Origin of the sequence: Psychrobacter sp. CLB018 (genome assembly GCF_041222815.1) — a bacterium.
Taxonomy (GTDB): Bacteria; Pseudomonadota; Gammaproteobacteria; order Pseudomonadales; family Moraxellaceae; genus Psychrobacter; species Psychrobacter faecalis.
In genome coordinates, this window is record NZ_CP166085.1 from 1,616,820 (window position 1) to 1,630,259 (window position 13,440).

The following is a 13,440-nucleotide window of genomic DNA, read 5'->3' on the forward strand; positions in this document are numbered from 1 at the left end:
AAATAAAAAAGCTAGGAGAATGAATGAACGATCATCTTGATTTTTTAGCGTAATTCAGTGTCTCAGTTGAGACTCCTAATAGTTTAAATTAAAGTTGTTGTACTCAGGCTATGTCACATACCAAGGTTCATGAACCACTTATTTTTATATTAACTATAGGTCATTGTTTTTAATAGAAAATTAACTCTTTTAAATCGTGAACCTAAATTTAGGTAGCCATAAGTTAAATAGGCTGTTTTAGAGTCACTGATAGCATGGGTTTTAGATTATTATTTTATTGCGCTATGAATGCTCGGCTGAAATCTAGATAAGTTATTTATCTGGTTTATAAACCGACCCCTTCCATCAATCATTTATCATCTCAATCAATAATATTAAAAACCCATATCCAAACTAGGCAAAGAGCAACAACTGCTACCTTCTTAAACGCTCAATGAGCCAGCCTGCTAGTGGGAATGACACCATCTGCGTCAACGGCACGAGTATTATGGTCTCAATCAATACCACCACTGGCAGACTTAGACCATGAGTTCACAGGCTTTAATAACGTTAATACGATTAAGAGCGTCGGATAAAGTCCGACATATCCTACTAATATGCGTATCAGTCTGTCTTTCAAACTTTTATTCATTGCGTCTACCAACTGATAAATACTGACAAATAAAATATCTTTAGAATTATGTGCATTTTTACAGTGTCATCGCACCGCTTATACCGATCGCTTGCTGCGGTGAAAACAAGGCCGTGATCGACCTTGTTTTATGCACTACTTTTTGACTATTCTTGATAGCGAGGATAATCACTATAGCCAATGGCAGTGCCACCATACATCGTGGCAGGATCTGCCTCATTGAGTGGCCAATGATTGGCTATGCGTTCAGGTAAATCGGGATTAGCAATAAAAGGACGACCAAAAGCAAATAAATCCCCATAACCTTTAGATAATATATCGACCGACTTCTGCACAGTGTACTTACCGGCATAAATAATACGTCCTGAAAACTCAGCTCTGACCGCTTGATAAAAAGGCTCTGGCAAATCAGGCGCATTATCCCAATCAGCCTCTGCAATGGATAAGTAAGCAATGCCCGCCTGTTCAAGTACTTTAATCGCTTCAATATAGGTATGATGCGGGTCTGCTTCTACTAAGCCTAGATACACACGAGTTTCATCCGTGCTGGCAAATAAAGGCGCAAAACGTACGCCTAAACGATCAGCACCAACCACATCACTGACGGCAGCGACCACTTCTTTTAAAAAACGCAGACGATTGGTCAACGAACCACCATATTGATCATCACGTGTATTGCTATGCTCAGAGATAAATTGATTCACCAAATAGCCATTGGCACAGTGTAGCTCTACCCCATCAAAACCTGCTTCTAGTGCGTTGCGCGCGGCTTGTGCATACATAGCGACCAATTCACCCACTTCTTCTGTGCTCAGTGCCCGTGGCTCACTTGGGTCGGCTAAAGCGCCCTCGCCTGGACCTGTCTCAATAAATACTTTGACGTTAGTGGCAGTAATGGCAGATGGAGCGATAGGCTGAGCTTGGTTTGGTTGTAAGCTGGTATGAGATACGCGGCCAACGTGCCATAACTGAGCAAAAATAATACCGCCTTTAGCATGTACTGCTTGCGTAACTTTTTTCCAGCCTTCAATTTGGGCTTGCGAATGAATACCCGGCGTCCACGCGTAGCCTTGGCCTCGTGGCTCAATCTGCGTACCTTCAGTTACCATAAAACCTGCTGAGGCGCGCTGTGCATAATAGCTTGCCATTAAATCATTAGGGATATTGTCAGGTTGCGTGCTACGAGAGCGCGTCAAAGGCGGCATCACGATACGGTTTTTAAGGGTATAAGGTCCAAGTTGTACAGATGAAAATAACGCACTGGTATTTGGCATAGCTTGTTTCATAACACTCTCTTTTAAAGCAAACGGATAGGCTTATTTTTTGAGCCACTGAATCTATTTTTAGGTTTAATGGGCTGCTTAAGTAATGTTGGTTAGCATAGAGTTTTATAGGTACAATTAGAAACAAGCCTTTCTTGTTTAGGGTACAACTATTAATGGTAAGTGTTATGAATGGTATGAATCGGCTAGATATCAAGCAGCTTAGAGTATTGCAGGCACTACTTGATCTAAAAAATCTCTCGCAAGTTGCGCGCAAAATGGGACTGACGCAACAAGCGATTAGTGAGCAGTTGCGTAAGCTACGGGATTTGTTTGATGATCGTTTGTTTATTCGTCAAGGTAATAGCATGGTGGCAACACCAAAAGCACTAGCGATGCGGCAACCGATTGACGAGATATTAAAACAGTTGGAAGTATTGTTAGAGCCAGAAGTGTTTACGCCGCAAACCTATAAAGGCGTCTTTACGATTAGTGCAACCGACTATGCTACGCAGGCATTATTGCCGCAGTTATTTAGTATCACACGCCGTGAAGCGCCTCATTTAAAGCTGATAGTGAGAGATTTTGCCTCAGACAATATCAATCAGCTTATTGCGGCAGGTGAACTTGATTTGCTGATTACTTTTCCAGAGTTTATCCCTGATAATTTATCGTATGTGACGCTATTTGAAGAACAGCATTTATGTGTGACGGGTTACAAAAACACCTTTGCAACAGAGATATTCACACTGGCGCAAGTTGCCGCACACCCGCAGCTGGTGGTATCGCCTTCGCGTGCCAATTTGCGCGGATCGCATGATCAATGGTTTGCAGAAAAAGGGCTTAAACGCCATATTGTGATGTCAGTTCCTAGCTTTTCAGCCGTGCCAGATATCCTACACACCACCGACATGATTGCCTTTTACCCTGCGCGACTATTACCAAATAATAAAGTCAAAGAGATTGAAATCGAAGCATTGCCGCCTACCTTTAAGGTAATCGCAGCATGGCATCCACGTACCAGCGACAGTGGTATACATCGCTGGTTAATTGAGCAATTACGAAATTTATAGTTATAGGATTAGTCAATATTAAAGCTATCTTATTGAGTATTTAGACTAAACTCATATCTTATGCAACACTGACAGGCGTTGAAATTAAGACCGTCTCAGATTATTTACCTGCTTTAATCTCATCTCGATATAAGATGCTCTTAGCTTCTGCTTTAAAATCCTGTGGGTTGATTTCTGGCTGAGTCGCAATATCAGGCTTCTGGCTGGCCTGTTTTTCTGAGTCACGGAATAAGGTATTCTGCGCCTCTTGTCTAAAATCATGCTCACTAAGCGTTGTTTTAACTTTTATAGCATTTATAGCCTTCATAGTATTGATTTGCTCATTACCATTTTGCCTTTCATTTTTTGTCTCATCTCGTGGTGCAATGAAAGTAGGAATAGAATTAGGGTCGGTTACTAAGTCTGCATTCATTTGCTTAGCAACTGACGCGCTGTTAACTCCTAGTGGTACCTAAGAATTTTTTGAGAGTAAGTAATTGAAGGCAAATACGGCAAGCAAGAAGACAGCGCAAAAGATAGCCATGACACTGAGAAACTTGGCATGATTAAGCGAGCTACTCTTTCTAGGTTTCTTTGTAGGTTTAGCGGTGTCAGCACAAAATGGAGAGGTTGATTGGTGAGAGGTGACTGTTTCGTTAGAATGAATGATATCTGAGGATTGATGGTTCTCGCTCTGCTCATGCAAGGTATTCGCATCATCTCTAGTATTCTCTAACGATTTTTGCATGGCTTGCTGCTGCATGTAGCGCTCATAGGGCCGACGCATACGCTTTCGACCCTCAATATTCAAGATAACATCATCACTGTTAAGGCTATTGGTAGGCAGCTTTGTAGCGGTATCAGGATTTATGTCATTACTTGAGGGGCTCATAAGTCAGTACCGTATCCATATATATGATGAGCGGTATATATCCGCATCTTTATATGATGATACGTAACCTATGACACGATGCAACGGTTTTTGGTATGAGCGCTAGGATTAGCGGATAAACGGTATAAAAGCACAGATTTAATGCCTTTTTAGTATATTAAACCTTCTTAATCGTTAGTCTCACGAAATAACGTACTTTGTGACTCTTCTCTAAAATCCTCGTATGTAATAGCTGGCTCAGATGCCGATTCATTTTCTGAATTATTGGTCGTGGCGGCGGTAGATTGACCATCGGCACCTTGTGTATTCTTGGCAGTATTTTTATTATCAAGGTCTTTATTGCCAGTGCTTGGTACACTGGTTTGAGCATCTACGGTCGACTGATTGCTAGCTTCAGCCGTATTACTTGCTGTAGCTACCTTATTGCCACTGCTGTCATTATTACTTTTAGGCGTGCCAGCATTAATAGGTAGCGCCGGCTCAGTCGATGTGTTGGTTGATAAGAAGCCGGTAAAGATAAGGGTCAATACGACCGCCGCAATCAATAATGAGCCAACTATCATCCCAATGATAAGCGGTTTTTTGCTGCTTGCCAGCTTCTTATCTTTTGCTGGGATTAATATAGTCGAGCTTTGTGTGGCTATATCGTCGATATCAAGACTTTTAATATCAATACTTTCGTTTTTCTCATAGCTTTCAGAAATGCGATTTGCATCATTTAAAGGCGCTGTACTAGAAAACGAAGATGCCTCTCTGGCAATAGTATTATTAGCCTCGTCTGCATAGTCATCATCTGCTTCAGTATTTGATGAGTCATTTATATCAGCTATTGCTACACGACTTTTACCCAAACTCTCATTTTCATCGGAAAAGTCTAAATTAACACCCGTGCTTGTGGCATTCGTTCCCTGTAGACTGCTCTTCTGTTGTCGCAACTCATCTTGCTGGCTAGCAAATAATTCCAGCTCTGCGGCGCTCAAAGGCTCATATGATGACAGCTTATCGGCGTTTTTTAGCGGTTTTAATGGCGCAAGCTTGCCGTCGTTGACATTCGCTTGTTCGCGATGGGTATTATTATCGCTGCTGTCTACATTTTCGACACGCGTGATAAAGCGCTCATAAATGTTGTCTTTACGAGAGCGTCTTCGTGGCTTAGCATTAGCAATTTTCGCTAAATTGGCCTCTAAATCCGCACTTTGGTTGCTTTTTTTATCGCTCATGAAGTGATACCAGAACAGTTAATGCCACGAAAAATAGAAAATTGCTAGAATGAGGGTAAATACAGCTTGTTTGCACGTTTTGTTGGTATGGCTAATTTACATCAATTGTTTGCTAAATTGTAACACTATCGTTACCACACAATATAGTGGGTCGCCTGCTCTCCTTCAAGTATAATTTTACGCTTGTTCCTCCTATTTATATAAAATAGCCAACATATCCGGTTAAATAAGCGTCATAGACAGATGGGCATCACAATATGGATTTAAAACAGCTCAATGCTTTTATTGCTATCGCTGACTTAAGAAGTTTTAGCGCCGCTGCCACTAAAACAGGGCTGTCACAACCGACGCTCAGCCGGCTGCTCAAACAGCTTGAGACCGACATGGGGGTAGAATTGGTTGACCGTTATCATAGACCGCTACATCTGACAGAAGCGGGTGTCTTCTTTTACGATAAAATCAGCGCCATTCTGACAGAGATTGATACGGTTACTAGCATGACGCAGCGCTTATCGGCGCCAAGTACTGCCTTAAATATTGGCTTTGTGCCATCGGTGCTGTACGGCTTATTACCCGAAGTCATCGCTAAGCTAAAACAGTCCAATCCTGATATTGAGGTCAATCTCAAGGACATCAGCTCCTATCAGCAAATTGAAGCCTTAAAAACCGGTGAGATTGACATAGGGTTTGGGCGCTTTGCCCATCAAGACCCATGGATTCAGCAAATATTATTGCGTCATGAGCGTTATATGGTGGCGCTTCCTAAAGCGCATGCGCTTGCTCATATTGATGAGCAACGTCTGATTGATCTGGCAAATAACCGTTTGATTTTATATCATCAAACCCACCTACCTATATCAACGACCACCCAACCTATTAATACGCCTATTAGCAACTCCACTAATAACCCCACTAACCATATCTCTGCTAACGATAAAAGCAGCAGCCGACATAAACAGTCATCTAACGAGCAGCCTTCTCTTGAACCGGTGACCGAACCCTTGCTACATCTGTTTGCCCAATATGGCATCTCGCCCTTTATGACCACCACCGTCAGTGATTTACAAGTGGCGCTTGGCTTGGTTGCCGCGGGCGAAGGTATCACCTTGGTACCTGCCAGCTTAAAAACGGTGCGCACCGAGCAAATAGTCTATCGACGCCTGCTGCATGAAAACGCCACCTCTCCTATTTACCTACATACCCTCAAAGACTTTGTTCACCCTAAAATCCCTGACCTGCTGAGCGCGATTTATCAGGTATATGAGCGCCGCGGTATCACTTATCGCAAGCAAAGCTTTACCTTACAGCGTTAAAGCGCATTAAACCGCTCTAAATAGCGCCAAATGGCAGATATCGGCGGCGTATTGTGTTATAAAGAACCGGCAAAAAATACCTGCTCAAAACCCTTGATATTCATAACTTATTATGCTAACTATCGAGAATGGGCATGCAAACTATTAGTAATAATAATTAGAATAATCATTATCCTGTCTAGCAGCATTATGCTAAAGTCGAGACAAGACGAATCGTTTTATATTTAGATATCTGATAAATCGTTTCTCTCATGATCATTGGCAAGCTGACACAGGTAAGTGATAATTTGCCGTTTTAACCATTTCGAGGTATTCATGACCACACAACCACTCAACAACCCGAGCGCCACGGACGATGGCGCTACCGTGACCGCGCAGCAAGAAGGATTTAGCTGGCGGATTTTTGGACCCGGTATCTTAATGGCGACCGCTGCTATCGGTGGCTCGCATCTGATTTCGTCGACACAGGCTGGTGCACTTTATGGCTGGCAGCTGGCGATTATGATTATTCTGGCTAACGTGTTTAAGTACCCGTTTTTTCGCTTCGGTACCGATTACGTTTATGACACCGGCGAGAGCTTAATCGCAGGTTATGCCAAACGCTCAAAAGCCTATCTTTGGATTTACTTTCTCCTCTCTATCCTATCAGCGGTGATTAGTACCGGTGCGGTATCCTTGATTGCAGCGGTGATATTGGGCTTTATGCTACCCGCCTCTCTTGGTCTATCCACCATGAGCTTGGCTTTAATCATCGTTGCGGTCTCATGGTTCTTTTTGATTGCCGGTCATTATAAGCTGCTCGATGGCGTGACTAAGTGGATTATGATTGCCCTGACGTCAGCCACGGTAGCAGCGGTCGTGATTGCCGCGGGCAAGCCAACGGTTATGGCGGTGGATTTTGTTGCCGCCTCTCCTTGGAATCTTGCAACTTTAGGTTTCATTGTGGCACTGATGGGCTGGATGCCAGCGCCGCTTGAATTTGCTGCTATTACCTCGATGTGGACCTCAGCAAAAAGAAAAGCTGATAACACTACGCATCGCCAAGGCTTATTGGACTTTAACGTTGGCTATGCGGTCTCGGCTATTTTAGCGCTGTTTTTCTTAGCGTTAGGAGTGTTTGTCCAGTATGGTTCAGGTCAAGAGATTGAATTGGTTGGTGGCGCTTATATCAACCAGCTGATAAATATGTATACGGCAACCATTGGTGAATGGTCACGACTACTGGTCGCGTTCGTCGCCTTTATGTGTATGTTTGGTACTACCATTACTTGTGCTGATGGCTATGGCCGTGCCAATGCCGAATGCTGGCGTTTGATTAAAGGTCAAAGCGAAATTAATAAGAAGCAAATCGCTTTTTGGACCACTTATGCGATTGGTGGCGGACTGGTGATTATCACCTTCTTTACCGGACAATTAGGCTCAATGCTGAAATTTGCCATGATATCGGCGTTTGTCTCTGCGCCTATCTTTGGTTGGCTCAACTACTCACTGGTACGCAGTCATCAAAAAATATCAGCCGGTATGAATGCCTTATCCATTGCAGGGCTGATATTCTTAGCAGGTTTTGCGCTATTGTTCCTAGCCAATCTTGCAGGATTCCTTGGTTAAATTTGGTTAACTTTGATTAAAAGTACTTAGAAAGCCTTTTATCATAAAAGCCCTTTTAGCTTAGCTATCAGGGCTTTTTATTTATAAGCCCTCTCATTTATTATTTATTGCCAAAGGAATAAGCAGATTAAAAAACCAAGCTATTTGTAACTAAATGTAAATAATAGTATGGCTAAGATTTTTTTAACTTTAGCAATATGAATAGTAATCTCAGTAAATCTCTAAAAAATGGATATAGCTATTCTTAATATGAATGAATTTAACTATACTACTAATTATATTAATTATTACTAATGAGTTGATATAAAACACCGCTTTGTAATCATGGATAATTGGGTATAATCAGGCACAACAATAACACCTTGCCTCATATTAATAAGATTATCCCTCCACGTAAGGACTACGACATGACTTTATCAGCTGGCGCTCGCTTTCGCAGTGCAATGAAACAAAAAAACGATAACAACCAACCGCTACAGATTGCTGGCGTGATTAACGCCTATACGGCGATGATGGCAACCCAAGTCGGTCATCAAGCGTTATACCTCTCTGGTGCTGGCGTGGCCAATGCCTCATTTGGTCTGCCGGACTTAGGTATGACCAGCCTTGATAACGTTTTAGAAGACGCGCGCCGTATTACCGATGCGGTTGATACGCCATTATTGGTCGATATCGACACCGGCTTTGGCGGCGCATTTAACATCGCTCAAACCATTAAGAAAATGGAAAAAGCAGGCGTTGCAGCGGTACATATCGAAGACCAAGTTGCGCAAAAACGCTGTGGTCATCGTCCAAATAAAGAAATCGTGAGTATCTCTGAGATGGTTGATCGCCTAAAAGCGGCGCTTGATGCCAAAACGGATAAAGACTTTGTGGTCATGGCTCGTACAGACGCACTATCTGTTGAAGGTCTTGATGCAGCGGTTGAGCGCGCGGTTGCTTTCCAAGAAGCTGGTGCTGACATGATTTTTGCAGAAGCATTGACGGATATCGAGATGTACCGTAAGTTTACCGATGTACTCGATATTCCAGTCCTTGCCAATATGACTGAGTTTGGTCAAACCGACCTTTATACTACCGAACAGTTATATGCGGTTGGGGTTGATATGGTACTTTATCCATTGTCAGCGTTTCGTGCGATGAATAAAGCGGCATTAAACGTTTATCAGCATCTGCTTGATGATGGCACGCAAGAAAAAGTCGTCGATACCATGCAAACGCGTATGGAGCTTTATGACTTCTTAAACTATCATGAGTTTGAGCAAACGCTAGATAAGTTGTTTGCCAATAGTAAATAAGCATTAAGTCAACCATAAGCAAAATCATCTATCTTTGGTTTTGCTTATTCACTTTTAGTCATCTTTATTTTTTAACTCAAAAAGAGCTACCAACAAAAGGAATTTAAGCATGGCAGCACAGAAAGAACTTTCAGGCGCCGGTCTACGTGGTCAGGTCGCTGGCAAGACAGCACTATCGACGGTCGGTAAATCAGGCTCAGGTCTGACTTATCGTGGTTATGATGTGTCAGAATTGGCCGATAAATGCGTCTTTGAAGAAGTGGCTTATTTGCTACTTTATGGCAACTTGCCAACCCAAAGCGAGCTTGATGCTTATCAAGCCAAACTCAAAAAAATGCGTGGTTTACCGCAAGCATTAAAAGACGTCCTTGAGCGTATCCCAGCACAAGCGCATCCGATGGATGTACTGCGTACCGGTTGCTCGATGCTTGGTAACCTTGAGATGGAAACTGACTTCTCACAACAGAACGATAAAACCGACCGCATGCTGGCGGTATTCCCATCAATCATCAATTACTGGTACCGCTTTACCCACGACAATGTGCGTATCGAAACCGAAACCGATGACGATACGATTGGCGGTCATTTCTTACATCTGCTTAAAGGTGACAAACCAAACGAGCTACATACTAAGGTGATGAACGTCTCGCTTATTCTTTATGCTGAGCATGAGTTTAACGCCTCAACCTTTACCGCGCGCGTTTGTGCCTCAACCTTATCAGACATCCATTCTTGTATTACTGGCGCGATTGGCTCACTACGTGGTCACTTGCATGGCGGCGCCAATGAAGCAGCGATGGATATGATTGAAGGCTTTACATCAGCCGACGAAGCTGAAGAAGAGATGATGGCAATGCTGGCGCGTAAAGACAAAATCATGGGCTTTGGTCATGCTATCTATAGCGAATCAGACCCACGTAACGTCGTTATTAAAGGTTGGGCGGAAAAACTGGCCGCTGACGTTGGTGATGAGGTGCTATACCAAGTATCAGTACGCTGCGAAGAAGTGATGTGGCGCGAGAAGAAACTCTTCTGTAACGCCGATTTTTTCCATGCCTCTGCCTATCACTTTATGGGAATTCCAACCAAACTGTTCACGCCAATATTTGTCTGCTCGCGTCTAACCGGCTGGGCGGCTCACGTCTTTGAACAGCGTGCCAATAATCGTATCATTCGCCCAAGTGCGGAATATACTGGTGAAGAATTGCGTCCTGTACCAGAGATGAGTGCGCGTTAATTTGTCTTGAAATAATAATGTTTCTTAAAACAATATGTTTGTAGGGTGTGCTTCACCTTCAGTTTTAGTAAAACAGTTGAAGACACGCCCTACAAATCCCTACCTTCAATGTTTAAAAAATTAATGCTTAAAAGTTTTTTTAGCAAAGTCTGATTTTATTTTGACGCTTTTACTAAAAAAATTTACCCCTTTTTAGCCTCATTGCAACCAGCCAACAGCCAAAGGTGACTTATGGACAACGCCCTCGTACAACCGATGAATGAACAATTTAAAAAGCCATTACCTGGCACAGACTTGTATTACTTTGACGCCCGTGAAGCGATTGAAAATATCGAAGCTGGCGCCTATGACAAACTACCGTTCTGCTCAAAAGTATTGTGTGAAAACTTGGTACGCCGCTGCCCACCAGAAGACTTAACCGCAGCGCTTAAGCAGCATATTGAAGGCAAGCAAGACCTCGATTTTCCGTGGTACCCTGCCCGTGTCGTTTGCCATGATATTTTAGGTCAGACTGCGTTTGTCGACTTGGCAGGTCTACGTGATGCCATCGCTGAGCAAGGCGGTGACCCATCAAAAGTAAACCCTATCGTACCGACTCAGCTTATTGTCGACCATTCACTAGCCGTTGAGCATGCAGGCTTTGAAGAAAACGCTTTTGAGAAAAACCGCGCCATCGAAGAGCGCCGTAACGATGACCGTTTTCACTTTATCAACTGGTGTCAGTATGCCTTTGATAACGTCAACGTCGTACCGCCTGGTAACGGCATCATGCATCAAATCAACCTAGAAAAAATGTCGCCAGTGGTGCAAGTGGTACAAAACAAAGCCGGTGAACAAGTGGCGTTTGCCGATACCTTGGTCGGTACCGATAGCCACACGCCGATGGTTGATGCTTTAGGTGTGATTTCAATCGGTGTTGGCGGGCTTGAAGCCGAAAGCGTCATGCTAGGTAATCCATCTTATATGCGCCTGCCAGATTATGTTGGTGTTAAGTTAACGGGCAAATTGCAAAAAGGCATTACTGGTACGGACTTAGTATTGGCAATGACCGAGTTCTTGCGTGATGCAGGCGTAGTCTCTACTTATATCGAATTCTTCGGTGAAGGGGCACGCCAATTAAGCGTTGGTGATCGTGCGTCTATCTCAAACATGACCCCAGAATATGGCGCAACCGCCGCGATGTTCTATATCGATGAGCAAACCATCGATTATTTGCGTCTAACGGGCCGTAGTGAAGAACAAATCAAACTGGTTGAGCAGTATGCTAAGCAAACCGGTCTGTGGGCTGACGGTATGGAAAATGCCATTTATCCACGCGTTCTTGAGTTTGATTTATCAAAAGTCGTTCGTAACATGGCAGGTCCTTCGCGTCCGCATGCGCGCGTTTCAACCACAGACTTGGTTGCGAAAGGCATTGCTCACGGTGAAGGTGACAAATTACCTGAACCAAAAGATGGCTTAATGCCAGATGGCGCCGTGATTATCGCCGCGATTACCAGCTGTACCAATACGTCTAACCCGCGCAATATGGTTGCTGCTGGTCTTGTCGCCCGTAATGCCAATAAAAAAGGTTTACTGCGTAAGCCTTGGGTGAAATCGTCATTAGCACCTGGCTCAAAAACGGTCAAAATGTACCTAGAAGAAGCCGGCCTGATGCCAGAGCTACAAGAGATTGGCTTTGACGTGGTTGGCTTTGCTTGTACTACCTGTAACGGTATGAGTGGCGCGCTAGATCCTGATATCCAACAAGAAATCATCGACCGTGACCTATTTACCACCGCGGTACTATCTGGCAACCGTAACTTTGATGGTCGTATCCACCCGTATGCTAAGCAAGCGTTTTTAGCGTCACCGCCATTAGTGATTGCCTACGCTATCGCCGGTAACATTCGCTTTGATATCGAAAAAGACTCATTAGGTAAAGACACGGATGGCAATGACGTGTATTTAAAAGACATCTGGTTTGATGACGATGAAGTTGATGCTATCGTCGCGGCAGCCGTGAAGCCTGAGCAATTTAATGCCGTGTATATCCCAATGTTTGATGAAGCCAAAAAAGACACCGGCAAAGCGCTAAGCCCACTTTATGACTGGCGCGAGATGACCACTTATATCCGTCGTCCGCCGTATTGGGAAGGCAAAATGGCGGCAATGAATAAGCTAAAAGGTATGCGTCCACTGGCGGTACTTGGTGACAATATCACTACTGACCATTTATCACCGTCTAACGCGATTTTGGGCGATTCGGCCGCTGGCGAGTACCTTGATACCATGGGTCTGCCTGCGGAAGACTATAACTCTTATGCCACCCATCGCGGCGACCATTTAACTGCCCAGCGTGCGACCTTTGCCAACCCTAAATTGCTCAATGAGATGGTACGTGACGAGAAAGGTGAAGTCATCCAAGGCTCATTAGCCCGAGTCGAGCCAGAAGGTCAGGTCATGCGCATGTGGGAAGCGATTGAAACCTATATGAACCGCGAGCAACCGCTGATCATCATCGCCGGTGACGGCTATGGTCAAGGCTCAAGCCGTGACTGGGCTGCCAAAGGTGTACGTCTGGCTGGCGTTGAAGTCGTGGTTGCAGAAGATTTTGAGCGTATCCATCGTCAAAACTTGGTCGGTATGGGCGCGCTCCCCTTGCAGTTTAAAGAAGGGGTCAATCGCAATACCTTAAATATCGATGGTACTGAAATATTCGATATCGAAGGCGAAGTATCTGCTCGTGGTGAGATGACGTTAGTGATTCATCGTAAAGACGGCACCGTCGATAAAGCACCTGTTATCTGCCGTTTAGATACCGCTGATGAAGTCAAAATGTATAACGCTGGCGGTATGCTACAACGCTTTGCCAAAGAGTTTATCGATGGCACGCTAGATATTGCGTAATCCGCATGGATTTTGAGTAATCAAAGAGCCGATGTTGT

10 protein-coding genes and 1 pseudogene are annotated in these 13,440 nt (G+C 43.9%); 6 read left to right on the top strand and 5 right to left on the bottom strand.

Annotation, left to right across the window (positions count from 1 at the left end):
* Positions 1-414 precede the first annotated feature (414 nt).
* Positions 415-631, bottom strand: a pseudogene (locus AB8P72_RS06850) (hypothetical protein).
* 146 nt (positions 632-777) lie between these two features.
* On the bottom strand, positions 778-1,917 hold the full coding sequence (locus tag AB8P72_RS06855; RefSeq protein ID WP_306495872.1) for an alkene reductase: 1,140 nt from the start codon (positions 1,915-1,917) through the stop codon (positions 778-780).
* Between the two features lie 164 nt (positions 1,918-2,081).
* Here AB8P72_RS06855 and AB8P72_RS06860 point away from each other — a divergent pair, with 164 nt between their 5' ends.
* Positions 2,082-2,966, top strand: a complete 885-nt coding sequence (locus AB8P72_RS06860) for a LysR family transcriptional regulator (RefSeq protein ID WP_193031186.1) — start codon at positions 2,082-2,084, stop codon at positions 2,964-2,966.
* Between the two features lie 100 nt (positions 2,967-3,066).
* Here AB8P72_RS06860 and AB8P72_RS06865 read toward each other — a convergent pair whose 3' ends face one another.
* From AB8P72_RS06865 to AB8P72_RS06875, 3 genes are all read right to left on the bottom strand, one after another.
* A complete protein-coding gene (locus AB8P72_RS06865) occupies positions 3,067-3,378 on the bottom strand; it encodes a hypothetical protein (protein ID WP_193031185.1) in 312 nt (103 codons plus the stop codon).
* A gap of 39 nt (positions 3,379-3,417) precedes the next feature.
* A complete protein-coding gene (locus AB8P72_RS06870) occupies positions 3,418-3,837 on the bottom strand; it encodes a hypothetical protein (RefSeq protein ID WP_193031183.1) in 420 nt (139 codons plus the stop codon).
* A 167-nt stretch (positions 3,838-4,004) separates the two neighbouring features.
* Positions 4,005-5,057: a hypothetical protein gene (locus AB8P72_RS06875; RefSeq protein WP_369957539.1), complete on the bottom strand. Its 1,053-nt coding sequence runs from the start codon at positions 5,055-5,057 to the stop codon at positions 4,005-4,007.
* A 257-nt stretch (positions 5,058-5,314) separates the two neighbouring features.
* Between AB8P72_RS06875 and AB8P72_RS06880 the strand changes: the two genes are divergently transcribed.
* The 5 genes from AB8P72_RS06880 to acnD all read left to right on the top strand — a co-directional run bounded on the left by AB8P72_RS06880 (position 5,315) and on the right by acnD (position 13,402).
* Positions 5,315-6,370 (top strand): LysR family transcriptional regulator, encoded by a 1,056-nt coding sequence (locus AB8P72_RS06880; protein ID WP_201541504.1) that lies wholly within the window; start codon positions 5,315-5,317, stop codon positions 6,368-6,370.
* Positions 6,371-6,685: 315 nt separating this feature from the next.
* Positions 6,686-7,978 carry an NRAMP family divalent metal transporter gene (locus AB8P72_RS06885; protein ID WP_193031177.1) on the top strand — a complete coding sequence of 431 codons (1,293 nt, stop codon included), beginning with the start codon at positions 6,686-6,688 and terminating at the stop codon, positions 7,976-7,978.
* 407 nt (positions 7,979-8,385) lie between these two features.
* On the top strand, positions 8,386-9,276 hold the full coding sequence (prpB, locus tag AB8P72_RS06890) for a methylisocitrate lyase (RefSeq protein WP_369957540.1): 891 nt from the start codon (positions 8,386-8,388) through the stop codon (positions 9,274-9,276).
* Between the two features lie 109 nt (positions 9,277-9,385).
* Entirely contained in the window at positions 9,386-10,513 is a 1,128-nt protein-coding gene (gene prpC, locus AB8P72_RS06895; RefSeq protein ID WP_286796953.1) for a 2-methylcitrate synthase, read from the top strand.
* A 255-nt stretch (positions 10,514-10,768) separates the two neighbouring features.
* Positions 10,769-13,402 (top strand): Fe/S-dependent 2-methylisocitrate dehydratase AcnD, encoded by a 2,634-nt coding sequence (gene acnD / locus AB8P72_RS06900; RefSeq protein ID WP_369958282.1) that lies wholly within the window; start codon positions 10,769-10,771, stop codon positions 13,400-13,402.
* Positions 13,403-13,440 lie beyond the last annotated feature (38 nt).